14 protein-coding genes are annotated in these 24795 nt (G+C 76.3%); all 14 read right to left on the bottom strand.

Annotation, left to right across the window (positions count from 1 at the left end; translation table 11 throughout):
* The 14 genes from ACSNN7_RS20700 to ACSNN7_RS20635 are packed head-to-tail and all read right to left on the bottom strand — an operon-like array spanning position 1 to position 24685.
* Complete coding sequence (locus tag ACSNN7_RS20700; protein ID WP_436682584.1) at positions 1 to 3435, bottom strand: DUF6519 domain-containing protein; 3435 nt, start codon at positions 3433 to 3435, stop codon at positions 1 to 3.
* Complete coding sequence (locus ACSNN7_RS20695; RefSeq protein WP_436682582.1) at positions 3432 to 5555, bottom strand: phage tail protein; 2124 nt, start codon at positions 5553 to 5555, stop codon at positions 3432 to 3434. The genes ACSNN7_RS20700 and ACSNN7_RS20695 overlap by 4 nt, the downstream gene beginning before the upstream one ends.
* Positions 5552 to 8011 carry a putative baseplate assembly protein gene (locus ACSNN7_RS20690; protein WP_436682580.1) on the bottom strand — a complete coding sequence of 820 codons (2460 nt, stop codon included), beginning with the start codon at positions 8009 to 8011 and terminating at the stop codon, positions 5552 to 5554. The genes ACSNN7_RS20695 and ACSNN7_RS20690 overlap by 4 nt, the downstream gene beginning before the upstream one ends.
* Entirely contained in the window at positions 8008 to 10386 is a 2379-nt protein-coding gene (locus ACSNN7_RS20685) for a hypothetical protein (protein ID WP_436682578.1), read from the bottom strand. Before ACSNN7_RS20685 ends, ACSNN7_RS20690 begins: the two co-directional genes overlap by 4 nt.
* Positions 10383 to 10745 (bottom strand): GPW/gp25 family protein, encoded by a 363-nt coding sequence (locus tag ACSNN7_RS20680; protein WP_088961874.1) that lies wholly within the window; start codon positions 10743 to 10745, stop codon positions 10383 to 10385. Before ACSNN7_RS20680 ends, ACSNN7_RS20685 begins: the two co-directional genes overlap by 4 nt.
* Entirely contained in the window at positions 10742 to 11086 is a 345-nt protein-coding gene (locus ACSNN7_RS20675; protein WP_088961873.1) for a hypothetical protein, read from the bottom strand. The genes ACSNN7_RS20680 and ACSNN7_RS20675 overlap by 4 nt, the downstream gene beginning before the upstream one ends.
* Positions 11086 to 11589 (bottom strand): phage baseplate assembly protein V, encoded by a 504-nt coding sequence (locus ACSNN7_RS20670; protein ID WP_436682576.1) that lies wholly within the window; start codon positions 11587 to 11589, stop codon positions 11086 to 11088. The genes ACSNN7_RS20675 and ACSNN7_RS20670 overlap by 1 nt, the downstream gene beginning before the upstream one ends.
* Positions 11586 to 12737, bottom strand: a complete 1152-nt coding sequence (locus ACSNN7_RS20665; protein WP_436682575.1) for a hypothetical protein — start codon at positions 12735 to 12737, stop codon at positions 11586 to 11588. The genes ACSNN7_RS20670 and ACSNN7_RS20665 overlap by 4 nt, the downstream gene beginning before the upstream one ends.
* Positions 12730 to 13158 (bottom strand): hypothetical protein, encoded by a 429-nt coding sequence (locus ACSNN7_RS20660; RefSeq protein WP_436682573.1) that lies wholly within the window; start codon positions 13156 to 13158, stop codon positions 12730 to 12732. Before ACSNN7_RS20660 ends, ACSNN7_RS20665 begins: the two co-directional genes overlap by 8 nt.
* Complete coding sequence (locus tag ACSNN7_RS20655; RefSeq protein WP_436682571.1) at positions 13155 to 13811, bottom strand: hypothetical protein; 657 nt, start codon at positions 13809 to 13811, stop codon at positions 13155 to 13157. The genes ACSNN7_RS20660 and ACSNN7_RS20655 overlap by 4 nt, the downstream gene beginning before the upstream one ends.
* Positions 13808 to 21334, bottom strand: a complete 7527-nt coding sequence (locus tag ACSNN7_RS20650) for an eCIS core domain-containing protein (RefSeq protein ID WP_436682569.1) — start codon at positions 21332 to 21334, stop codon at positions 13808 to 13810. The genes ACSNN7_RS20655 and ACSNN7_RS20650 overlap by 4 nt, the downstream gene beginning before the upstream one ends.
* Positions 21331 to 21567, bottom strand: coding sequence for a hypothetical protein (locus ACSNN7_RS20645; protein WP_436682567.1), 237 nt, complete (start codon positions 21565 to 21567; stop codon positions 21331 to 21333). The genes ACSNN7_RS20650 and ACSNN7_RS20645 overlap by 4 nt, the downstream gene beginning before the upstream one ends.
* Positions 21564 to 23399 carry an ATP-binding protein gene (locus tag ACSNN7_RS20640; protein WP_436682566.1) on the bottom strand — a complete coding sequence of 612 codons (1836 nt, stop codon included), beginning with the start codon at positions 23397 to 23399 and terminating at the stop codon, positions 21564 to 21566. Before ACSNN7_RS20640 ends, ACSNN7_RS20645 begins: the two co-directional genes overlap by 4 nt.
* Positions 23399 to 24685, bottom strand: coding sequence for a DUF4255 domain-containing protein (locus tag ACSNN7_RS20635; protein ID WP_436682565.1), 1287 nt, complete (start codon positions 24683 to 24685; stop codon positions 23399 to 23401). Before ACSNN7_RS20635 ends, ACSNN7_RS20640 begins: the two co-directional genes overlap by 1 nt.
* Positions 24686 to 24795 lie beyond the last annotated feature (110 nt).

Raw genomic sequence — 24795 nt, 5'->3', positions numbered from 1 at the left:
TCAGCTCACGTTCCCCGAGTTACGGGCTCCCCCGCCCACCGTGATCTGCCCGTCCATCGACACGTTGTCGGTCACCGACCAGAGGCGCTTCGCCGGGGCGCCCGACCAGAGCGGGTTGACCATGATGCCGGGATTGCAGTTCTGCACCAGGTTGTCCCGCACGGCCAGGATCGGCCCCCCGGCGGCGTACGCCCAGATCCCCAGGCCGGTGCCCCCGGAGACGGAGATCCGGTTGTCCGAGACGAAGACGTTGCGCATGCTGCCGATCTTGATGCCGCGGATCGTGCCCGCCCCCCGCCACCAGGCCTTGACGAGGTGGATGTCGTTGCCGGTCACCCGGATCGTCCGGCCTTGGATGGGCGGACCGGGCCGGTACGACACCCCGATGTGGACGCCCTCGGCCACCTGGTCGAAGCGGCAGTCGGAGACCTCCACGTCACCGACGGCCGTGCCGCCGCCGATCACCACCCCACAGGCCCCGATCGACGCCTCGGCCGCGGCCGTCAGGTCCTTGCGGTACCCGGCGGCGTACCGGTCGCCGAACGCCGGCTCCAGCAGGATCCGGTCGGCCACCGAGCGCACATGCTTGGCCGCCGCCGACGGCGTCTGCACCGGGCGCGACGGCGGCGACGCGGCCAGCGCCGCCTCCCAGGCGCCTTGGGCCAGGGCGGAGTCGAAGCGCAGGCTGGCCCCGGGCGCCGGCAGGGCGACGTCCCGCCGGTCCCGGGCGATGTCGTCGGCCCTGCGCACGTTGACGCCCTCGCCGACCAGGTAGTCCCGCAGCGCCTTGCGGCCCTCGTCGGTGTCGAAGATCCGCCCGGCGGTCTCGCCGAGGCGGCCCTTGAGCGAGGTGAGCTGCCGCTTGTAGCTGGGCAGCCGGCCCGGGTCCGCGGCGGCCAGGTCCGCCAGCCGGTGCACGTACGCTCCCGCGCTCTGGTCCGAGCGCAGGTCCTCCGGCGTCGGCGGGTGCAGGACGGCCAGGGTCTTCCACTCGCTCTCCGGCACCGTCGAGTTCATCCGCACACCCCACTGCCCGACCCGGACCACGGTGTTGAAGTCGCCGCGTTCCAGCCGGTCGGCCCGGTCCAGGGCCAGCCGGCCGACCAGCTGGGTGGCCAGCTCGCCGCGGAACTTCTCGTCCTTGACCAGCTCCTGCAGGGTCAGCGAGAGCGGTCGGGGCGGGGTGCTGAACCGGCAGCGGGTGACGACGGCATGGTCCGGGTTGACCAGGAGCACTCCCTGCTGGCCGTGACCGATCAGGAAGTCCGAGTCGAGCACCCGGACCCGGCCGGGCGGGGTGCCCTGGTCGTTGCGCACGGTCAGGCAGGTGCTGCGCGGCGCGGCGCCGGCCACCCCGGCCAGCCGGACGTGCTCGACGGTCACCTCCTTGCAGTTGATCGCGCTGACCGGACCGAGCCGCCCCGAGCTGTCGGCCGGCCCCGGGGTCTCCACGAACAGGTGCGACACCGACACCGCGCCGCAGTTGGCGAAGAGCAGCGCGTACTCGTGGCCCTGCACCTGGATCCGGCTCGCCGGTCCGCTGCCGAGCAGCCGGATGTTCGCCCGGTTGCTGAAGGTCACCGGGGTGTTGCTGGTGTAGAGGCCGGGCGCGAAGCAGATCAGCGCGTCCCCGGCGGGCAGGGTGTTCAACGCCTGCACCCAGTCGATGCCCGGCCGCAGCGTCAGCGTCGCCCAGCCGCCGGTGCTGGCTGCGGCGAGCTGGTTGATGGCGGCCTGCACGGTGGTCGCGCCGGCCAGCGACGGCCGCCCGGTCGGGTCGTACGACACCCGGTCGGCGCGGGCGAGCCCGGCGGTGAAGGTGAGCGGCAGGTGGGCTGGCTGCATCGCCTCGTCGAGGAGCTGGGCGGTCACCACCTGGGTGGCCGTGCCCGAGTCGAGCTGCCAGGCGCAGCGGGCGCGGCCGTCCGTGCCGGTCTCCACGGTGACCGTGCTCGCGGTGGTCGCGCCGGCGGTCAGCTTTCCCTGGCCGGTGGTGACGGTGAACCGTACCCGGGCCTTGGCGACCGGCTGGCCGCCCGTGGAGACGCCGGCCACCAGGTCGTGGCCGAGCGGCACCAGCGTCGCCGGGCTGTTCGGCACCGGCACGGCCTCCTGGCCGTCTCCGCCGAGCAGGCTCAGGGTGAGTTGCCCGGTCAGCGGGGCGAAGACCGGGCGGCAGTCGCGCAGCACGCTCCACTGGCTGCCGTCGTACGCCAGCACGCCCAGCCGGCCGTGGGCCCGGCGCGGGCCGTGCGGGGTCTGTGCCACCGGCGTCGTGCCGAGCCTCGGCCACTCCACGTCGTGCACGGCGGACCGGGCGGGAAAGGACCACCAGTCCCCCGTCCGGTAGCTGCCCGCCGCCGCGAAGCGGATCTTGATGCCGAGTTCCAAATCCAGCTCGGCGCCGCCCGCCGGGACGGTGCCCCGCCCGTCCCAGCGGCGCACCCGGGGCCGCCGGGGGAAGTCGGCCCGGTTCAGGCTGCCGGTGGCGGTGGCCGGCCGGATCACGATCCGGTCGCCCTCCACCCGGTCGACCTGCACCAGCGTGCCCGGCGTCGCGTTCTGCTCCCGGGTGTCGTCGGTCAGCTCCACCCAGGAGCCGTTGGCGAAGCCCGCGCTGCCGTCGCGGCCAGGCACCTTCACCGTCAGCACGTCGACGTCGATGCTCTCCCACGTCGCCACCGCGGAGCCGTTGTCCCGGGACCAGACGTAGGTCGCCGCGCCGGGAGCGCCGCCGGCCAGGATCTCCACCCGGTAACACTGGTTGTCCAGGCCGGTGTACGGCGAGCCGGTCGGGATGACGCAGTCGCCGCCCGGCGCGCCGGTGGGGTCGGCGCGCACTGCGAGGGTGCCGGTCGAGGCGGCCGTCAGCTCGGCCCAGCCGGGCGGGGTGTCGGCGCAGCCCACCGGGGTGTTCGGCGCCCCGGCCTGCAGCAGCCGGACCTGCCAGACGGTACGCAGCCGGGTGGCGGTGTCCGGGCCGCCGAGGGCCACCTCGCGCAGGCCGGCGTCCTCGATGGCGGTGACGTGCTGCGACCAGGCCTGCAGCCAGGCCACGTACACCCCGGCGGGGACGGCGGCGCCGGCGGCCAGCCAGGTGCCGTCGAGCTTGCGCACGAGCGGGCCGGCGGCGGGCAGGTCGGGCTGGGCGAAGACGGAGACCTGCGCGTCGTTCTCGCAGAGCACCCCGTCGAGGTAGTAGCGGCCGGCCGACAGCTTCAGGTCCCCGCCGCCCCCGGTCAGCGCGAACGCCCCGCCGGCCAGCGGCGCGCCGGCCGGGCCGACCAGGTCGGTCAGCGCCGTCGCCCGCAGGTGCGCCTGGATGTCCTGCTGCTCGTTCCAGTCCGCGTCCAGGTCCACCCGGCCCTGCTGTTTGCGCACGCTCGTCGCGTGCCGCCGCTGGTCGAACGTCGAGCGGCTGATGTCGCCCTTCATGGTCTGGTTCCTCCGGTCGGCAGCACGGGCAAGGCGGCGGCCACCCGCCCCAGCGGCAGGTACTCCCGCAGGGCGAGGGCCAGGTTGTTGAGGCGTTGCGGGGTGAGCGCGCGCCGGAAGGCGCCCATCTCGGCACCGGACTCCGCGCCGGTACGCAGCTCGCTGGCAGCCGTCTCGGCGAGCCGGCCGTACGTCGCGTCCCCGTACCGGGTGCTGGCGAAGGCCGGCCCGACCCGGGTGACCACGTCCGGGTCGCCCGGGTCGGCCTGCACCGCCAGGTCCGGCTGGCAGCGGTAGCGGCGCGGGGTGACCGAGCCGGGCCGCAGATAGCTGAACCGCACGTACCCCTGCTGGCGGCGGGCCACCGTGACCATGCCGTCGAGCAGGCAGTCGGTGGCGGTCAGCACCCGCGCGCCGGTCGCGCCGAGCACGGTCACCCCGGCCAGCTCGACCTCGGCGTCCGGGGCGGCGATCCCGCCGTGCACCAGCGTGTCGGTGACGGTCAGCGGGCCGTCGCCGACGGCCAGCGACCCGGTGACGCACCGGTGCAGCGCCACCTCGACCCGCTCGTTTCCCGCCGCCACGGTCAGCCCGGTCGCCCCGGGCCCGACGGTGCAGTGCCGCAGCTCCACCCGGCCCAGGCCCGGCCCGCCGGCGGACGGCGGGGCCACCGTCACCGGGCCGGCCACCAGCAGGCCGTCGACGACCAGCTCGCCGGGACGGTCGCCCGCCCCGGCGCCGCTGACCGAGAGGCCGCCCAGCAGGCACGGCCGCACCCCGACCGGGTCCAGGTCGGTCTGCCGGCGGGGCCGGTCCGGCGGCCGGGGCCACTGGGCGGCCAGCAGGGTGAGCTGGCTGCCCTGCCCGATGCGCACCGCGACGGTCTCGGCGTAGCGGTGGCTGTCCATCAGCACGATCCGGCCGGCGGTGCCGGGGTGCGCCGCCTGCCAGTCGTGCCAGGCGGTGACGGCCTCGCCGAGCGAGGCGACCACCTCGCCCGCGCGGGGCGGCTCCGTCGCGCTCACCCCGAGCTGCCAGTCCACCGGGCCGTCGGCCGCCCCCAGGTCACCCCGGCGCGGGTACGGCCCGGCGCCGACGTCGGCGCTGAAGGCGTACCACCAGGAGACCGCGAGGCGGTGCACGGGCCGGGCGGCGGCGACGGTGACCCGGCCCAGCACCGGGTCGACCCGGACCAGGCTGCCGGTGGGCAGCTCCCAGCCGGTCAGGTCGCAGATCCGCAGGTGTTCCAGGGGTACGGCGCGCAGCTCGTCGGACGGGGTCGGCTGGATCCACACCACGAAGGAGGGGTCGTCCTCGCGGAACCAGCGCAGCTCCTCCGGGGCGGGCGGCGCGGCGGAGCCCAGCGCGGCCAGCTCGTCGCGCAGCGGCCGGCGGCGCAGCGGGCCCGGCACGTTCGCCTCGTCGGCGCGGTGGTCGATGTCCGGCTCGGTCACCGTCGGCCCGGTCAGCTGCCGGTCGACCCCGACCGGCTCGATCCACCACCGGCCGTCCGGCGGATCGGCCGCCGGGGCGGCGGTGGCCCGGTCCAGCCGGTACGACGGCAGCGGCCACACGTACATGCCGATGTTCCCGATGTTGTGGCGGCCCTGCCCGGCGCCCATCGCCCGGACGTCGACGGTGCGGCAGACCGGCTCGAACGGGCCGCCGACGAGTTCCAGCGGCCCGGCGTCGCGGATCGCCGCGGTGGCCGGCGCGGTCTTCGGGTGGTTGACGTGCTGGGTGATCACCAGGCGTTCGAAGAACTCGACGGCGGCGGTGCTCCAGCCGGTGTTCGCCCGGGTCAGCTCCTCCAGCGCGGCGGCGGTGCCCTTGCGCCGCCGGAACCGGATGGTGTCGGCCACCCGGGCCCGGTCGGAGAAGGCCGCCGCGTCGGGCAGCGGGTGCAGCCGGCTTGCGCCCACCAGCTCGCCCAGGTAGGGCACCACCCACTCGGCGCAGGTCTCCACGAACCAGTCGTCGGCGAGCTGGTCGACGTCGGCGCCGAGCAGGGCGGCCTGCTCGGCCATCACCTCGACCAGGGCGCGCAGCACGCCGCCGGCGGCCTCGTCCTCGCTGCGCAGCGCGGCGGGCAGCAGCCCCCAGATCTCCTCGGCCCTCACGATGCCTCCAGCAGGGTGACGTCGCCGGTGTCCGCGGTGAGCAGGTCGGCGGGGAGCAGCAGGTCGCCAGCGCGGCGGGCCGGCAGGGCCGCGATCACGTCGGCTCGGCGCGGGGGCAGTTCCGCGTCGTGCAGCAGTTCCAGCACCACACCGGCCACCCCGGGCACCCGGTGCAGCAGGGCCTGCACCTCACTGGCGCGTACCGGCTGGGCGTAGTCCCGGGCGTCGAAGGAGAGGCCGGCGACCAGCGCGGCGCGGGCCGCGGCGGCGACCGCGACGAAGCGGTGCCCCGGGGCGACCAGCAGCCGGGCGGTCACCGCGACCCGGCGGCGGCGGTGGCCGAGGATCCGGACCGGCACGGCCGGCTGCCGGGCGGCGTCCAGGGCGCGGAGCAGGTCGGTACGCAGCTGCGCGCCGGCCGGGATCGCGGCGCCGTCCGGCCCGGCGACGGTGAGCAGGACGATCTGCCGCTCGCCGTCCCAGACCAGGTCGGCCCGGGCCTTGCCGACGCCGGCGAAGGCCCGCGCGAAGTCGGCGTGGTCGTCGAGGGAGACGACCCGGCCGAGGGTACGCACCGCCAGGGGCGCGTTGCGCCGCGCGCGGTCCACGCCCTCCGGGTCGTCGGCGCCGGCCGCCGGGACCGGGTTGGTGACCTCCATCAGGCCCAGCGGGCGGGACAGCGGGATGGTCAGCCGCCCCGGCGCCAGGTCGGCGAGCCGGCCGATGCCGGACCGGTAGGTGGCCACCACGTTGTCCTGCCCGGTGGGCAGCCGGGCGCCGGTGCGGCCGTCGCCGAAGGTGACGGTGACGGTGCCGTCGTCGGCGCGGCGGACGGTGTAGACCCGGGCGGTGGGGGCCTGGCCGAGCAGGGCGGGGACCTCCTGCCAGCGGACCCCGTCGACCCAGACGGCCAGGGTGGTCCGCGCGCCGCTGGCGGTCGCGGCGGGCACGTGGGTCAGCGGGGCGTGCCGCAGCGTGAACCGCTGGAACGCCTGCCGGGCGTCGCCGCCGCCGAGCACCTCGGCCCGGCTCTCCCCGTGGGTCGCCTGCGCCACGTTGCCCAGCACCCGGACGCTGTCGCGCCGGTAGACGTGGGTCACCGTGCTCTCCAGGTCGACCGTGGACCCGCCGCGTACCCGCAGCACGGTGACCACCTCGGAGACCGGCGTGCCGGTCGGGTCGACGCCGGTGAGCACCAGCCGGCGGCCGGGCGCCAGGCCGGGCACCGGGCGGGCCAGCTCCAGGGTGGCCACCGTCGCCACCGGCGCGGTCTCCGGCCGGGGGGCGACGGCGAGCTGCCGGCTCTCGCCGAGCACGGTGGTGCTTCGCCGGGAGAAGGTGTTCGAGTCGCCGCCGGCGACGGTGATCCGGGTGGTGCGGGCGGCGATGCCGAAGTCCGCCACCGGCACCTCGGCCACCGCGCTCACCCAGCGCACCTGCGCCGCCCCGGCGGTCTCCAGCACCACCCAGGACCCGGCGAGGACCCCCGGGTACGACTGGTCCAGGTGCAGGTCGCGCTCGGCCGCGGCGAGCTTCGCGTCGGCCCAGGTGTCCTTGCGGTTGGCGTACGCGCCGGCGAGCACCTGGCCACCGGTGCCCGGGTTCAGCTCGCCGACCCGCAGCGCCACCGGCAGCGCCGACCACGGCTGGGCGTTGAAGCCGAACAGCGCGGCCCGCTGCGCCAGCAGGTGCACCTGCACCCCGCTGACCCGGGGGCGCAGCTCGGCCGGGAGGACCTGCGCGGCCAGCGGCGCGTCCAGCGCCACCACCGTGTACGCGGGCACCACCTGCCGGCCGTCGCCGGGGGCCTGCGGCTCGGGCAGCACCGCCGTGATGGCCCGAACCCGGCGCACGTCGAACCAGTCCGGGCCGAGGACCAGCAGCACGCTGCCGGCCGGCAGCACGGTGTCGGCGCCCGCGAGCGTCAGCGTGTCGTCACCGGGGCGGGGCGGGCGAGGCGCGGTGACCCGCAGCCCCACCGCGTTGAGCTCCGGCCGGGCGACCAGCGGCTCCACGGTCTCGAAGACCTGCGGCAGCTCACCGGGGCCGGGCACGCTCTGCGCCTGGCTGCCCGCCGGGATCGGCACCCCGTCCGGGGCGCCGGGGGTGGCGGTGACGGTGAACGACAACCAGGTGGTGGCGGCCACGCCGGGCCGCAGCTCGTAGCCGATGGCCCGGGCCAGCATCAGCACCGAGCCGCGCTCGGTGGCCGTGCCGAGGAAACCCTCGTTGGCGATCCGCTCCTGGTAGAAGGCGAGCACGTCCAGGGTGGTCGCCCAGCCGTGCAGCAGCGCGACGGCCGGGTCGTCGGCCTCGCGGGTGGTCAGCCCGGCCAGCTCGGGGCGGGCCCCGAGCCGGGCGAGCATGTCGGCGGCGAAGTCCGCCTGCCGGCCCAGCCGGTAGCTCACGCTGCCCCGGCCGGGCGGGTTGGGCTCACGGCCCGCTCGGGTCGTCACAGTCCACCCACCAGGTCGAGGTGCAGGATGCCGTGCTCGGGCACGCTGGGATCGTTGTCGAGGCGGATCACCTCGGTGTCGCCCGCGCGGAGCACCCGCGCGGTCAGCTCGCCGCCGGGGGCCACCCCGACCGGGTGCAGCTCGGTGACCCGGACGTCGGTGACGCCCGCGACGGTGACGGCCGCGGCGAGCAGCTGGCTGAGGTAGAGCGGCGTGCCGAAGGTGAACCGGTCCGGGTGGAAGAAGCCCCGGCCCCCGCCGGGCAGGTCCCGGTTGGAGAAGAGGTCGAGCAGGGCGCGGCGGACGTCGGAGCGGAACGCCCCGGGCGTGACGCACACCCACAGCCGCAGCTCGATCGGCAGGTCCACCGGGTCGCGCAGTTGCAGGTCGTACCCGGCCACCCGGAACCGGTCCAGCCGGCCGGTCAGCCGGCGGGCCAGTCCGGGCTCGCCGTCCAGCCGCTGCCCGCCGCGCAGGTCGAGGGTGAGGAACACCGTCCACCAGGAGCCGGTCCAGCGGATCCGAGCGGTCGCGTTGTCCACCTCGGGCAGGCGCAGCGCGGCGGCCATCCAGTCGGCAGTGGTCACCGCGCGTTCCTGGGTGCCGAAGGCGACCGGCGCGTGCTGGCGGGCGTGCTCGACGTCCTCCGGGTCGGTGCCACCGACGGCGGGCAGCGGGTTGGTCACGGCCAGCACGCCGGAGCGGTCGGTGACCAGGGTGGTCAGGGCGTCGTGGCCGAGGTTGCCGGCCGCGCCGCCGCCGCGCCACCAGGTCACCTCGAAGACCGTGCCGGCCGGGGGCCGGCGCCCCGACACGTCGTCGCCGAAGCGGAGCACGACCCGGCCGTCGCGTTCGCGTTCGGGCACGAACCCCTGGTCGAACCGGTCGGCGTTGAGCAGGTCGCGGCGGGGCCGCCAGCTGCCCTCGGTGGTCTCCAGCCGGATCAGCGGCAGCGCGGCGCGCGGGTCCTGGGCCAGCGCCTGGCCGGCCGGTGCGTCGGCCGGGAACGGCGTGGCCGCGGCCACCGGCTCGGCGGTCAGCAGCGGCCGCCACCGGGTCTCCTGGGCGGGCGGGAGCTGGCCGCGCACGCCGATGGCGTGCTGGGCGGGCACCACGTTGGCCCGGGCGACCGCGCAGGTGACCTGGTGGTCGGTGCCGGAGCCGGCCACCGAGGCGGTCACGGTGAGCGGGAAGGCCAGCCGGTCGGCAGCGCTCCACGCCACCTCCAGCACGTTCACCCCGGCCACCGGGTCGGTGCCGGGGCGTACCGACGTCAGGCGGACCACCTGCCGCCGGGTCGGGTCGGCGTCCGCCCGGCGCCCGGTCTCCGGCGAGACGACCTCCTCCAGCAGCAGCAGGTCGCCGGGGGCCAGGCCGGTGGCCGGCTGGTCGAGCAGGGTGGCCCGGACCGCGCCGGCGGGCAGGCAGCAGTCCCGGCCGCCCCAGACGTGCAGGGCGATCTCGTTGCGGCTGGCCCGCGGGGCGAGGGCGGTCAGCGTCTCGAACCCGGTGGCGCCGCCGGCCAGCAGCGCCACCGCGTCGGCGGCGGGCACCGCCGGGGTGGCCCGGTCGGCGGCGAGGACCGGGGTGCCCGCCGGGATGCCCTGGGTCTCGGCGTCCGAACCGGCGGTCACCCGCACGCTGACCCAGGCGCGGGCGGCGCAGCCGTCGTGCACGGCGTAGTCGAGCAGCCGGGCGTGCCGGCGCACCGAGATCCGGCTGCGGGCGGTGCCCAGGTAGGCCTCCGTCCCAGCCGCGTCCTGCCGGTAGGAGAGCCGGTCGGCGACGTGCGCCAGCGCCTCCACCACCGTGATCAGCGGGTCGGCCGGGTTGCGCTCCGCCCAGCCGGGCAGGGCCGCCACCCGGTCGAGCATCAGCCGCCGGAACCCCTCGTAGTCCTTGGCGAGGTAGTCCGCCGGCGTACCGGCCGCGCGGGGCGCCGGCCCGGCCGGGGCCGCCGGGGCCGGGTCCAGGTCGCTCGGGCAGTTCGCCTTGAAGGAGAACGTCGCCGCGGCCAGCACCGGGTCGAAACCGGGCGGCACCCGGTCGTCCACCGCCGAGCGCACCAGCCGCAGCGTGTACGGGGAGAAGTCGCCCGCCCGGTCCACCCGGACGGTCAGCTCCGCACCGGCGGCGGCGACGTCGACCACGCGTACGCCGGTGATCCGCACCCCGCCCTCGACGACCACGTTGCCGGCGGCCAGCGCCGCGCCGGACGGCACCCCGTCGGGCTGCCCCGGCAGCGGATGCAGGAACCCCACCCGGAGCAGCTTCTGGTCGGCGGCGTCCACCTCGACCCAGTCGATGCCGTTGAACCCGCTGTCCGGGCGGGCCACCTCGGCGCGGCGCTCGTCGTCGGTGCACCGGACGCTCATCTGCTCCCCCTCACGATGGCGACCTCGGCCGGCCGGCCGGTGGCGCGCAGCCGGTAGCCGACGTGCACCCGGACCGTCGCCTCCGCCAGGTCGACCCGGACGTCGTCGACCTCGATCAGCTCGCCGAGCCAGCGCTGCAACGCGCTGCGGGCCTGCAACTCGGCCGCGCCGACCACCGCCTCGTCCACCGGGGCGAAGAGCAGCTGACCGAGGCCGGCACCGAAGTCCGGCCGGTTCACCCGCTCTCCGGGCGAGGTGAACAGCACCGCCTCGACCAGGTCGGCGACGTGCCGCTGCGGGCTCGCCAGGCCGGAGCGGCCCCGGTTGTCGGGACGCCAGGGAAAGGCCGGGTAGGTCACGACGCCACCGCCCTGATCTGGAAGCCGGCCACCGTCGGTGGCCCCTGCGGAATGCCCTCGGCGCTCACGCCCAGCCCGACACTGACGGCGAGCATCGCCGGCTGGCCATTGACCAGCACCCGGGCCGCCGGGGTGGTCCACTGGATCCGGACGCAGGGCTGCGGTTTGGTGCCCGCACCGACCGGCACCTGGAAGGGGCACCCGGTCACCGGGTACGCGTCGGCGGCGGTCACCACCGGCAGGCCGCCCACCAGCACCCGGGAGTTGCCGGTCTGCGGGGTCACCGGCCCGGCGTGCGGGCAGGAGAGCACGGCCCCGACGTGCAGCAGTGGTCCCGGCATCAGGTCACCGTCAGCGCGGTCTGGTTGACGGCCACGGTCGGCCCGACCAGGGTGATCGAGGCGCCCTTGCCGTTGGAGATGACGATGCCGGTGTCGTTGATCGAGATCATCGCCCCGGTGAGCGTCTTCAGCAGGATGCCGCCCGCCGGGCCCGGGGCGTCGGAGACCAGCACCGTGGCCTGCCCGGGGGTCTGGAGCACGATCGGCGGGGTCGGCGGCGGAGCGGAGGCGACCAGGGCGGGGATCTCCGCCTTCGAGCCGTACCAGCAGCCCGTCCAGATCGGATGATCGGCGTCGCCCTGCTCGAACTCCACCCAGACCCCGGTGCCGGGCAGCGGCACGGCGTACATGCCGGATTGGATGCCGGCCAGCGGGAAGCAGGGCATCGCCCAGGTGGACGGCGGCAGCGTGACGTCCGGGACGGTCACCTGGATCCGGCCCTGCTGCAACGGGTCGATGTGGTTGACCACCGTGCCGCGATACTTGCCGTAGTACCTGGTCATGGCTGGACCCTTCCGGACATGGAGACCTGGGCGTTGCGGCTGAGGTTGAACCGCTGCTTGACCTCACCGGCCTTGACCGTGGTGGTCACGCTCTTCACCACGTACTCGCCGTCGTAGGCGCGCCCGGCGCCGCGCACCCCGACCAGCCGGCGGCAGCGCAGCAGGCCGCCGTAGCGCAGCACGTCCAGCGACCCGGAGCCGGTGATCACGTTCGCCGACTGGGCGGCGCGGGCCATGCCCCGGGCGAGGGTCTGCACCACGTCCATCCGGGCGGTGGCGTCGTCGGTGCGGCTCGGGTCCTGTCGGCCGACGTTCATCCGCCGGTACGACAGCGGAATCGGGATCTTGCGGCCCAGTGGCGGGTTCAGCGGGCTGACGTCCGGCACCGGCAGCGGGATCGGCACCCGCAGCTGCTCCGGGAAGGCGGTGAGCAGGTAGACGGTCTTCTGCACCCCGTCGAACGAGAACGACAGCGACTCCACGTTGGAGCCGGCGTCGGCGTTGACGGTCAGCGCCGGCTGCGCCTGCCCGGCCCGGACCTCCGGCCCCCAGTACGCGGTGTTCATGCCCGGGGTGGGCCCCGGCTCGACGTAGAACGTGTAGCCGACCGCGTCGGCGAGCTGCGACACGTACGCGAAGGTGGTGCCCTGCACGGCCGGGATGCGCTGGACCGGGTTGGGGGCGAACACCAGCACGCTGGGCACCAGCATCGGCAGCACGCCGTACGCGGCGAACGGCGCCAGCAGGGTCAGCACCCGCGCCTCGGCGGGCATCGGCATGGGCAGGCCGGACAGGTCGATCAGGTCCATCATCTGGCTGACGTCCACCCCGGTCAGGGTCAGCGTCGACGCGCCGGCCTCGTTGCTGCGGGCCACGTCGTGCCGGGTCACCACGCCGTCGGAGAGCACCTGCGGGCGGCCGTCGAGGTGCAGGACCAGCAGCACCCGGGTCGGCGGGTCGAGGCTGCCGTCGGCGAGCATCCGCTCCACCTGCGAGCCCCGGCCGAGCGCGAACCGCAGCTGGAACCCGGAGCGCTGGCCGGCGTTCTGGGTGACCTGCGCCTCCTGCAACGCCTCGATCAGCTCGTACGGGGCGGGCCGGAAGGTCAGCGGCCCGATCAGCAGCTGCAGCCGCACTCCCCTAGGCATCGCCACCTCCCGGAAAGCCCTCGGGCAGCGCCACCCGGACCACCCGGCCGGGCTGCTCCAACTCTGCCGGGTCGAAGGCGCCGTTGGCGTCGCAGAGCTGCCAGAACGCCGTCGGATCGCCGACCGTACGGGCGGCCAGCAGGTCGACCCGGTCGCCGTCGGCCACCTGCTCCCAACCGGCGGTGGCGAGCCGCTCGGCGGGCGGCACGAACCGGCGGCGCAGGTGCACGACCTCCTGCCCGGTGTCCGGGTCCACGATCACCGCGGTGCCCACCGTGGCGTACCGGCTCTCCGGCGCGATCGCGCCCGCCGTCGGCACGCCGGTGGTGGCGCCGCCGGTCGCGGCGAGCAGCGTCTCGGCGACCCGGCTCTGCGCGGCGACCAGGGCCGGGTCGGTCTCGGGCGGCAGCGGCGCGGTCACGGCAGCCGGTCGATTCCGAGGTCGGTCAGCCGGCCGCCGCGGGCCCGGCCGGCGAGCTGTTCGAGTTGCTGATGGGCGGCCATGGCGAGGCCACCGGCCCGGCCGGCGGTGCCGACGTCGTTGACCGTCAGCACCCGCAGGCCCAGCCGGATCTTCGCGCGGATGGGGTTCAGCATCGGGTCGAACGCCTCCTCGGTGATGGTCAGTTCGGTGATCCGTACCGGCCAGAGCCGGCGTCGCCCGAAGGCCAGCAGCACCAGCGGGGCCGGTGGCGGCACCACCTCCAGGGTTCCGGCGGCCAGCAGCGCCGCGGCGTCCTGCACGGCGGTCAGGCTGGGATAGGCCAGCGATTCCAGGGCAGCCAGCTGCGCGGTCAGGCCGAGCTGCACCGCGTCGGGGTTGGCGCGCGGCTCGGCGAGCTGGTCGGCGGCGTCCAGTTCGGCCTCGAGGGTGAGGGTCTGCACCGGCGGGCCGGTGATCCGCAGCGCCTCGCCCTTCGCGCCGCCCTCGGCGCCGCCGGTCTTGAGCTGGAAACCGCGGGTCAGCGCGTCCGGGTTGTACTGCAGGGTGATGACCCGCCGGGTCCGGCCGCTGTCCGGGTCGAGGACCACCAGGCCGGCGCGAAGCAGGCGGGGGCTGAGCGGACTGGTCACGGGGTGCCTCCCGGGGTGTTACGGCGCCAGCGGATCCGCTCGGCGACGGCGCGGGTGATCCGTCCGGTCAACAGCTGCGGGCTGAGTCCCGAGAAGGTGAGCCGGGCGTCGGTGAGGTCGGTGATCCGGATCTGCCCGGTGGACACGCCGACGGAGTCGAAGAGCAGGTTGATCCGGGCCACCGCGGCGCTCTGCACCGCGATCGGGCGCAGCGCCCCCGGCCGGCCGGCACCGCCCGCGCCGCGGCGCACGCCGCCGCCGACGGTGAGGTGGGTGAGCGCCCCGGGCGCGAGCACGATCTCATTGCTCCCGCCCAGCGGGATGGTGATCTCCCGGGGGTTGTCCACGGAGAGGTCCACGTCGACCACGCGGATGGCCAGCGCGCCCGGCGGGTCGGTGTCCGGCTCGTCGCTCTGCAGGTCGGCGACGGTCTGCAACAGGTCGCGCCGGGACTCGGGGATCGGCCGGAGCAACCGGGTGATGCGGGCCAGGTGCGCGGATCTGGCCTGCTCGATCTCGCCGGTGGTCAGCCGCCAGCGGAGCACGTCGAGGTTGTTCTCCGGCGGGGGCGCACCCTCCGGGCCGAAGGTGGGCATGCGCACCCGGTAGATCAGCTCGTCGCCCTCGATGACGAACCGGCCCGGCGTCCACCACGGCAACGCCCCGGTGAGCCGCCGGTAGTCCACCGCGCCGTTCTGCACGGCCAACCGGACCTCGTAGTCGTTGACGTCGAAGTCGATCCGTCCGTTGAGGCTGTCGACGACCTCGCTGAGGTGGTACGTGTCGAGGATCCGCAGCAGGTTGTCCCACTTGGCCTCCAGGTCCGCCCGCCGCTCGGCGGCGGTGGTGCCGGCCGGCGGCGCGGGGGCCGGGCCACCGCCGAGCAGGGTGGCCAGGTTCAGGCTGAACGTGGCGTTGCGGATGTCCAGCGACGGCAGTTCCCCGGCGCCGGAGTTCAGATAGTGGGTCAGGTCGCCGAGCAGGCCCTGTTCGACGAAGACGTGCAGCCCGAGGCCGGTGTCGTCGAAGGTGAGCCCGCTGATCTCGCCGCCGCGGACGGCGAGCCGGCGGCCGGCGGGCGGTCCGCCGGGGGTCGCCGGATCCTGCTCGTACTCGATGGAGGTGAACCGCAACCCGTACTCGGGCCGGCCGGCCGGGGCGCCGAGCAGCCGCAGCTCCCGCCGGGCGTCGGCGGTGACCTGCGCCCGGACCGCGGTGAGGGTGGGCTCGCGCAGGTTGAGCCGCAGCCCGCCCAGGTCGAGGAAGTCCAGAGTGAGCCCGGCGGCGCCGAAGTCACCGCTGCCGTGCTGGAGGAACGTGCCGATGTCGAAGCCGACCCGGGGGGCGCTGATCGCGCCGATGTCCAGCCCGCCGAGGATCCGCATGCCGGGCGCGGTGCGGTTGGGCTCCACCAGGAAGCCCTCCTGCCCGGCGGCAGGGCGCAGCCGCAACTCGCCGACGACCGCCTCCCGGTCGGCGTCGAGGCGGATGGTGACCCCGTCGTGCAGATCGACCAGCAGGCCGCTGGCCCGGGTCTCCTGCACCACCACCTCGCGCAGCAGCAGCCGCCGGAACCGGCCGCCCGGGGTGCCGGCGGGGTGCAGGTCGATCCGGGCCCGGGCGGTGATGCCGGTGAAGGTGACGGCCCCCTCGCCGGGGCGGATCCGCAGGCCGAGCGACTCGCCCTGCCAATTCAGCGCGTCCAGGGCGAGGTTCGCCAGGTTCAGCCCCGGTGCGCCGTCCGGGCCGATCTCGATCCGGTCCGGACCGATGCTGATCAGTCCGGTGTCCAGGCCCTGGATGCCGATGTGCTGCTCGTGCTCACCGGGAGCCGGGCCGAGGCCGAGGTGGCCCTCACCGCCGACCACCCGGGCCTGCACCCGGCCGCCCCGGCCGAAGGAGAGGGTGAGCTGCGCCGCCCAGAGCGCCGCGTCGACGTGCAGGGCCTCGCTGATCCGCCCGGCGATCTCCACCCGGGTCGAGCCGGTGGTGAGCCGCCCGGCCACCAGCCCGGCCGCCCGGGACCAGCGCAACCCGCGCAGGTTCACGTTCATGATCTCCAGCGGCGGCAGGTTCGGCTCGCCGGCCGGCAGCGGGGTCGGCCGGCCGAGCCCCACGTCCAGCACGCCGCTGCGGTAGCGCAGGTCCCGGCCGGTGACGCGGTCGATGTGCAGCCGCTCGATGAACAGTTCGGCGTCGCCGGGCGGCCGGACCTGTCCGGCGGGACCGGTCCGCTCCGGAGCGCTGTCCCAGCGGCCGGAGACGGTGAGCCCGTCCAGCACGGTCGGCCCGTGCGAGGTGATCCGTCCGTCGCCGGCCCGCCAGTCGATCGCCGACAGCTCGATCCGGGACGGCCCGATGTCCTCGAACCGCAGTCCGCCGGCCTGTTCGGTGACGATCCGGCCGCTCACCCCGGCCCGGCGGACGGTGACCAGTCCGTCCGGCGTGCGCAGCGTGGTGTCGGTGAGGGTGAGCCCGTCCAGTCGGGTGGCGACCGCGTCGGTGGGGTCGCTCACCACCCGGCCGGTCGCCGGGTCGACGGTGTGCGGACCGGACCGGATCAGGTCCACGGTGACCGCCGCCGCCCCGGGGCCGGCCGGCTGCCCGCCGACCGTGCCGGTGATCGTGGTCGGGGGCCCCTCGAGGGCACGGGAGACCACGGCGAACCGCAGCCGGTCGAGCGCACCGACGGTGAGCCGGCCGGAGTAGGTGATCCCCTCGGCGGCGAGGTCCACGGCGAGGTCGCGCAGGCGCACCCCGACCAGCGCCCCGGAGACGGCCTCCACGCTGTAGCCGGGGGCCGGTGCGGTGACGTCCATGCCGACCTGGTCGGCGTCGATCCGGTCGATGACCATCGTGCGGACCAGGGCGCCGACCGCGCGCCGGCCGCCCGGCGCGGCCGTCGAGCGGACCAGCACGTCCAGGCTGAGCCGACCGATCCGGGTGCTGCCCCGGGAGTAGAGGCTGCGGCCCGGGGAGCGGAAGCTGACCCCGGTCAGCTCGGTGCGCTCCACCACCAGGTCCGGCATGGCGAGGTCGTCGCCGGCCGCCAGTACGCGGCCGTGGATGGCCTCGCCGGGTGTCCCGTCCGCCCGGGTGGGCGCGGTGAACGCGATCCGGCGGGCCTCCAGCCCCGGGCCGCCGAGCCCGGTGACGGTGAGGTCTCCGACGCCGAAGCCGACGGCGGCTCCGGCGGTCGGCAGGCCGTGCGTGGCGGCGGGCCCGGCCAGCTCGGCCGGGAGCGGGCCGCCCCCGTCGGCCAAGGAGGCGCGCAGCCGCAGCCGGTGCGCCTCCACCCGCTCCACCGTGTACGCCCCGGTGCGCACGTCGGTGGCGGTGGCGCTGTCCAGGCGGGCCGTGAAGCCCAGCGTGGCCGGGTCCAGCGAGGCGCCGAAGCCGGCCAGCTCCAGGCCGCCGACGGAGAGCCCGAAGAACCGGCGGGCGCGCTCGCGCAGCAGTTGCAGCTCCTGCTCCTCAGCGCGGGTGCGGTGGTGCGGCAGGTAGCGGTCGGCGGCGTCGACCGGCTCGGCGGGCCGGGCTTCCAGCTGCCGGATCCGCTCCAGGCCGGTCAGCCAGCGGGTCAGCTCGGCGCGCCGGTCGGCGTACCGGGGCTCGTCGGGCAGCGCGGCCAGCTGCTCGCGGACCTGCGCGGGGGTGGGCAGCTCGGCGGCGGTGAGCCGCAGCGCCGGCGCGCCGGCCGCGCCGGGCAGCAGGCGTACCCCGGCGGCGGTGACCGACACGCTGCTGGCGCCGGCGAGCGTGGCGAGGTCCGGCGCGGTCCGCTCGGCGCGGAACCGGTCGATCAGCTCGTCGTCGGGCAGGTACCGGCCGAGGCCGACCGGTGCCGCCACCTCCGCGTGGATCGGGTCGATCTCCACGCCGGCCGCCTCGACCCGGCCGGTCAGATCGGTGACCCGGATGCCGCCGATGTCGAGGCTCGCACCGGCGGTCGACCGCAGCCGGTCGGAGAGCTCGACCAGCTGGCGCCGTTCGGCCTCGGTCAGCGAGTCGGTGTGCCAGCGGTGCCGGCCCTCCAGCCGCTGCAGCTCCCGTTCGAGCGGTTCCAGCTCGGTGAGCTGGCGCTGCACCGCGGTGAGCCGGTCCCGCAGCGCGGGCTGGTCCGGGGTGGCGGGCCGGGCCAGGCGTTCCTGCAGGGACCGTTGTTCGGCGCGCAGCCGGGCGGGCAGGCTGAGCCCGGCCCCGAGCAGGGTGCGCCCGATCTCGACCCGGCCGATCTGCTGCATGCCGGCGAGGGAGAGCCCCTCGGCGGTGGCGCTGGAGAAGCTGATCTGAAACGACCGCAGCATCCCGACGGCGTCGGTGAACCGCTCGCCGACCGTCCGGGGCGGCCGGAAGACACCGTCGGTGAGCAGGCCGATGGTCGAGTTCGCCAGCGGGCTGAAGATCTCCCCGGCGGTGTACGAGGCGACCTGGCGGGCCAAAAACGGCGCGCCGGCCGTGTACGGGGCGATCAGCGCGTCGCTGATCTTGGAGAGCAGGGGCAGGCCGCCGTAGAACGAGATGACGTTGTGCAGCAGGTGGATCAGCGGGTTGATCAGCGGGATGCCGATCCAACCGCGCCGCGAGGGCTCGTCGAGGTCCTCCTGCCCGGTGGCGCCGGTGCGGAAGAACAGGTGCGACAAGCCGAAGCGGCTCATCCCGAGCATCCCGCCGGGCAGCGACTCGTTGGCGAGCACCACGTCGGCGACGGACAGCCCGCCCACCCCGGCCTGCGCGCCGACCGGGCGTTCGTAGCCCCGGTCGGAGAAGGACGCGACGACGTCCAGGTCGGTGAGGGTGACCCGGCCGGTCCGCAGCGAGCTGCCGGTGAACACCCGGTTCACCCCGCTGAGTTCCAGCCGGGGCAGCCGGAACCGGACGATGCCCTGCCGGGCGTCCACCGACAGGGAGAACTCGTTGGACCGCTCGCCGGGGACCCGGTCGCGCAGCCGCGCCCCGCCGACGTCGCCGCTGACCCACTGGAGCTCGTGCAGGTCGAAGTCGCGGACCGTCACCTCCTCGGTGAACAGGCTGAGCCCGGTCCGGCTGAGGAAGAGCAGTTTCAGGCCGACCGCGACGAGCCGGGCCAGCTCCCCGAAGACCCGCGGCCCGCCGTCGGAGTCCAACTGCTCGGGCTCGAACGTCGGGCGGTTGCGCGGGTGGTGCAGCCGGAGCTGGTCGACCAGGGTGGCCAGGCCCGGCACCCGGTCGGCCCGCACCTCACGGGAGCGCAGGAACACCCAGCGGCGATCGTCGAGGGCGTACAGCTGGATGATCATGGAGCGCAGCTCGGTGGCCCGCTCGGCGGTCCAGAGCCGGTCGTCGCGCAGCCGGTCGCGCAGCGCGTCGCGGGTCTCCAGCCGGCGCGGTCCGGAGATCGCGGTGGTCGCCAGCGACGCGCGCATCTGCGGGGTCATCGCCGACTGCATCCGGGCCCACCGGTCCTCGTCCTCGGCGGCGAGCCGGTCCCGGTCGGGCGCGGGCAGGTTGCGGACCAGGTGGAAGGCGAGCCACGCCTCCCGGGGGTTGACCCCCCAGTCGAGCAGCCCGATGTCGAGCAGCTGCCGGGCCTGGCGGGCGAGCTGGGCGGGGTCGCGGCGGGCGAACAGGTCCAGCAGCTCCACCCGCCACAGCTCGTGGGTGAGGTAGGAGTCGGGCAGCGCGTCGATGATCCGGTCCAGGTCGCGCAGCGCGTCCAGCCGGTGGATCACCGAGGTGAGCGTCTCCCGGCCGCCCGGCCCGGTCGGGGCGGCCGGCGCGGCCGTGCCCCGCTCCAGCCCGATCAGCCGGCGGACCAGCTCCACCGAGTTCTGTGCGGTCAGCCCCGCCTGCACCTGCTGGTGGATCTCGGCGACCACCCGGTCGGCGTCGAGCTGGGCCGGGCTGCGGCGGTCGCGGTCCACCGGCTCGGCGAGGCTGCCCACCCCGGCGTACCGGCCGCCGAGGATGTCCTCGGCGGGGATGTTCTCCTCCAGGCGGTGGAACCACCGGCCCCCCTCCCGCCGCATCCACCGGTCCTGCACGGCCAGCGGCAGGCTGCGCACCAGCAGGTACGCGAAGCGGGCCTCCCGGTCCCGGATCGCCCAGTCGAACAGCCCGTAGGAGAGCAACCCCTCGACCCGGGTGAGGGCGTGGTGCTCCTCCCGGGCGGCCAGCACGAGCAGCAGGCGGGGGCCGAGCGGGGCGCCGACGCGGCGCTCCTCCCAGGGCAGGTCGTCGATCAGCGTGTCGATCCGGCCGGCGGCGTCGAGCCGGCGGACCACGTGCCGCAATGCCGGCCCCGGCTCCGGCGGGCCGGCCGAGGCCGGGCCGGCGGCGGGCGAGGCCGGGCCGGCGGCGGGCGAGGCCGGGCCGGCGACGGGCGAGGCCGGGCCGGCGACGGGCGGGGCCGGGGCGAGCGCGGCGAGCACGCCGAGCGCGTCGGCGGCACGGTGACTGCGGATCAGCCGGTCGGCCCGGTCGGCGTGCTCCCGCACCCGGGGATCGTCGGCGAGCTGCTGGGCCGCGGCGTCAGCCTCGCGCAGCGTCCCGATCTCGCCCCGCAGCGCCTCCGCGTCGGTGCCGTAGGGCGGGTACCCGGCCAGCACCGCCCGGAAGACCGCCTTGCGATCCCCGGTGATCAGCTCACGCAGCACGCTGGTGCGCAGCGCGCGCAGCACGTTGCGGGCGGTACGCAGCTCGACCGGGCCGAGGCCCGCCACGTCGAGGCCGTGCACGTTGTCGGCCTCCAGCACCCGCAACAGGTACGGCGTCTGCCCGCCGAGCGCGGCCAGCGCCGCCCTCGGGAAGACCCGGTGGTGACCGTCGTCGAGCTGCCGGGACAGGCCGGTGCGACGCTCCGCGGGCAGGCTGTGCACCAGGCTGCGAGCGACCAGGAACGGCAGGGTGTCCAGCACCCGCAGGCAGCCCCGCACGTCGTCGCCGGAGACCCAGAGGCCGTCGAGCAGGTCGAGCAGCACCGCCCGTTCGGCCGCGTACCGGGTGCCGACCAGGCGGCCCAGCTCCGCCTCCAGCGGGCCGGTCTCGACCTCCTCGGCGGTGGGCGCCGGGGCCGGCCGGGGCGCGGTGGCCACCGCGCCGGTGTCGGCGGCGACGGCGTCGGCGGTGAGCCGGGCGGTCGGTGTCCACAAGGTCCGCCCGGCCGCCGCCGCCTCGGCCAGCGCCCGCGCCTCGGCCTCCGGGTCGGTCCGGGCCCGGCCCGGGTACGCCGGCGGGGCGCCGCGGGACTGGGCCAGGTGGCCGAGTTCGTGGGCGAGCAGGGCCCGCCCGGTGGCGCGGGCCGGGTCGTAGCCGGGGGCGAGCCAGAGCGCCCCCTCGGCGAGCAGGCCGTGCGCGCCGTGGTTGGCGGCCCGCCGCCCCTCCTCGCCGACGTGCACCCGGACGGCGTCCGGGCGCAGGCCCAGCGCCGGGGCGTACCGGCCGACCAGGTCGCGGGTCAGCGCCGCCAGGGCCTCGTCCCGGGCCGCGTCCTGCCGCCCCGCCGGAGGCCACGGCTCGCGGGCCGCCGCCTCGGGCCCGCTCACCGGGTCACCGCCCGGCAGGCGGGCCGGCCGAGCTGCGCCCAGATCTCCTCGGCGACGGCGGTGGGGAGGTCGTCGGCGGGACGCTGCGGCGCCCGGCCCGGCCCGGCGGCGGGCAGGCCGCGCTCGCGGACCAGCCGGGTCAGCGCCGCCGACACCGCGGCGGACAGCCCGGCCGCGTCGCCGGGCTCGACCCCGGTGAGGACGAGTTCCCGCACGTCGACCCGGATGTTCACGACCACAGTCCCGGGTCGGCGGGGCGGTCGTGCTTGGCGTACTCGGCGGCCACCGCGTCGAGCACCTGCCGCATGGTGACCGGGGTGCGCTCGCCGGCGGCCACCAGGGCGGCCCGCAGGGCGACGGTGTGGATGTCCCCGCCGGTGAGGTCCAGCGCGGCGAGCCGGTGCAGGTCCAGTTCCTCGGTGGCGACCTCGGGCGGGAAGGCCCGCCGCCACAGGTCGGCCCGCTCGGCCGGGCCGGGGTGGCCGAACGGCACCACCACCCGCAGCCGGCGCAGGAACGCCGGGTCGATGGCGGTCCGCATGTTGGTGGTGAGCACCGCCACGCCCCGGTACTTCTCCATCCGTTGCAGCAGGTACGACACCTCGATGTTGGCGTACCGGTCGTGGCTGTCCTTCACCTCCGAGCGTCGGCCGAAGAGCGCGTCGGCCTCGTCGAAGAGCAGCACGGTGCCGCCGCGTTCGGCGGCGTCGAAGATGCGGCGCAGCTGCTTCTCGGTCTCCCCGATCCACTTGCTGACCACCGTGGCCAGGTCGACCCGGTGCAGGTCCAGCCCGAGGGAGGCGGCGACCACCTCGGCGGCGAGGGTCTTGCCGGTGCCGCTGGGCCCGGCGAACAGCGCCGTCACCCCCAGTCCCCGCCCGGTACGCCGGTCGAACCCCCGGTCGGCCAGCAGCGCCCGGCCCGCCGCGGCGGCGGTGAGCTGCCGCAGCTGGTCCCGGGCCGGGGCGGGCAGTACCAGGTCGTCCCAGCCGGCCCGCACCTCGATCCGCTCGGCCAGCCCGTCGAGGTCGTGGCGGACCCGCTCGCGGACCAGGCTCCGGGCCACCGCCACCGGGTCGTCGGCCGGGCCGCCGGCGGTAGCCAGGATCTCCCGGTGACCGAGGTCGAACTCGCGGGCCAGGACCGCCGCGGAGCCGTCGGCCGGGTCGGGCAGCACCGCCCGCCACAGCGCGCGCTGCTCGTCCCGGGAGGGCCGTTCCACCACCGGCCCGACCGCCACCCCGTCCAGCACGACGGCGCGCGGGGTGCCGACCACCACGTCGCCGATCAGCCGGGCGAGCAGCTGGGTCACCGCGGCGATCTGGTCCGGCGGCTCGTCGCCGGTCAGCTCCACCACCAGCACCGGGTCGGCGAGGACCACCTCCCGGTTCCACAGCCGGGCGAAGGCGTCCCGGTCGGTGACCGCCGACGGCAGGTCCGCCGCGGCGACCCGGTGGGCGGGTCGGCCGACCGTGGCGGCGGCCGCGGCGACGACGTCCGCCCGGTCCCGCGGGTCGGGCCCGCACAGCCGCACCGCGCGGCGGCCCGCCTGCCAGGTGGTGCAGAGCGCGGTGGCGGCCCGGCGCCGGCTCGGCGGCAGGACGGGCGGCGGCGGGGGCAGCTCCGCCAGGTAGGGCCGCAGCCGCTCGTCGAGCCGCCCGGCCCCGCGCGCCTCGTGCAGGATCCGCTCGTCGGGTCGCAGCGCGGCGTGCGGCAGCGGCCCCTGGCCCAGCTCGACCAGGCGGGCGGCGCGCAACGGCCGGTCGGCGGCGAGGGCGTCCCAGTGGCCGTCGGGCAGCGTCTCCAGGCACCAGGCGAAGCTCGGCGGGCGGTCCAGCAGCCCCAGCTCCCCGGCCACGGCGGCGACCAGCACGTCGCGTTCGAAGCCGGTGAGCCCGAAACCGGCGGCGATCCGGTCCAGGTGGGTCCCGCCGGTCCGCTCGGCCGGGCCCGGCTCGCCCTTGAGCAGCAGCCGGATCCGTTCCACCTCGGCGGCCAGCCCGTCGTCGTCGCCGGTGCGCACGGGCGCGGTGGGCCACCGGGCGGCGGGGCGGGGCCGGGCCATCAGAGCACCACCGCCGGTCCGTCGTACCGGCCGGACGGGTCGGCGGTGAGGGGACTGTCCACCCCGTCCACCCGCAACCGGGCCAGGTACGTCCCGGCGGGCACGTCCCGGAAGGCGAACCGGATCCGGTCGGTGTCCTCCGCCCCGGCGGCGACCCCGTTGCCGGGCGGTGCGGCCAGCACCGTACCGCCGTCGCCGGTGAGTGAGAGGGTCGCCTGCTGCCGCGCGCCGACCCGGGGGTCGACGGTGACGGTGACCGACCCGGTGCGCAGCACCACGCCGTCGGCGGTGCGGCTGGAGTCGACCACCACGTCGGCCGGCGCGATCGTGATCGCCGGGTGGTAGGTGACCGGCACCGCGTCGGAGGCGAGCGCGGGCCGGGGCTGCGGCGGGTCGCCCAGGTCGACGGAGTGGGTGACGACCAGGCCGCCGATGCCGGCCGGAACGGGCCGGTCGAACGCCGACAGCGGCACCCGCAGCTCGCCGGCCGAGGCCGCCGCCGGGACGGCGGTGGCCGGGCCGATCCGGACCCGCACGTCCGGACCGGCCAGGTTGCGGCCGGTCACCACCAGGGTCGCCCCGGCGGTGACCGGGGTGCCGGTCGGGCCGTCCGCGCGGACCTGGTCCACCTCGGGGCCGCGCACGTCCACGGTGCCGGCGGTGACCGACCGCACCGGCAGCGGCTCGCGGGCGCCGCGCAGCGGGTCGACCAGCACCACCGAGACGTCGAAGAAGACGCTGCTGCGGTACGGGGCGCTGAACGCCGACCAGAGCCGGAAGGTCTCCTCGCCGCCGGGGCTGTTGGTGACGCTGACCCGTAGCTGCTCCACCTGCTCGGCGAGGCGGGACTCCGCCACCGGCGCCGGCATGGTCGGGTCGGGCGGGTCGGGGGCCAGGGCCCGGCGGATCGCCGTCCGGGTCAGCACCGGCGTCTCGTGCAGCATCGCCAGCAGGTGACCGAGGAGGATCTCCCCGGTCAACGGGTCGTGGCCGTAGGCGCTGGCCACGTAGTGCAGGTCGACGCCGAGCGGCAGGACGGCCACCTCGTCCCCGCCGGCGCTGCGCGGCGGCGGGCCGAGGTTCGCCCAGGTGGGATTGCGGGTGACCCGGGCGAGGAACAGGTTGACCTGGTTCGGTTCCTGGTTTCCGACGGCGACGCGGTCCGGCGGGCCGGCGGAGACCGACACCCCGCCGACGGCCGAGGAGGCGCCGGTGGCGCGCAGGTAGGCCATCAGCTGCCCGCGCAGCACGGCGGTGACCGCGGCGAGGGCGTACGCGGTGCTCATCGTGGCCCTCCCGGGTCGCGCAGGTAGGCCTCCAGCTCGGGGGCCGGCCCCGGCTCGGCGACGGGCGGCGGGGCGGCGGGCGGGACCGGCGGTCCGGCGGCGGCGGGCGG

The sequence above is a fragment of the Micromonospora sp. URMC 105 genome, from assembly GCF_051386295.1.
In the GTDB taxonomy this organism is placed as follows: domain Bacteria; phylum Actinomycetota; class Actinomycetes; order Mycobacteriales; family Micromonosporaceae; genus Micromonospora.
The sequence above is the reverse complement of the archived record's forward strand: the minus strand, read 5'-3'. Positions and strand labels throughout refer to the sequence as shown.

Coding starts and splice junctions, on each gene's coding strand:
- ACSNN7_RS20700 (WP_436682584.1), bottom strand. CDS start 3,435: ATGAAGGGCGACATCAGCCGCTCGACGTTCGACCAGCGGCGGCACGCG.
- ACSNN7_RS20685 (WP_436682578.1), bottom strand. CDS start 10,386: ATGAGCGTCCGGTGCACCGACGACGAGCGCCGCGCCGAGGTGGCCCGC.
- ACSNN7_RS20675 (WP_088961873.1), bottom strand. CDS start 11,086: ATGCCGGGACCACTGCTGCACGTCGGGGCCGTGCTCTCCTGCCCGCAC.
- ACSNN7_RS20670 (WP_436682576.1), bottom strand. CDS start 11,589: ATGACCAGGTACTACGGCAAGTATCGCGGCACGGTGGTCAACCACATC.
- ACSNN7_RS20665 (WP_436682575.1), bottom strand. CDS start 12,737: ATGCCTAGGGGAGTGCGGCTGCAGCTGCTGATCGGGCCGCTGACCTTC.
- ACSNN7_RS20640 (WP_436682566.1), bottom strand. CDS start 23,399: ATGGCCCGGCCCCGCCCCGCCGCCCGGTGGCCCACCGCGCCCGTGCGC.
- ACSNN7_RS20635 (WP_436682565.1), bottom strand. CDS start 24,685: ATGAGCACCGCGTACGCCCTCGCCGCGGTCACCGCCGTGCTGCGCGGG.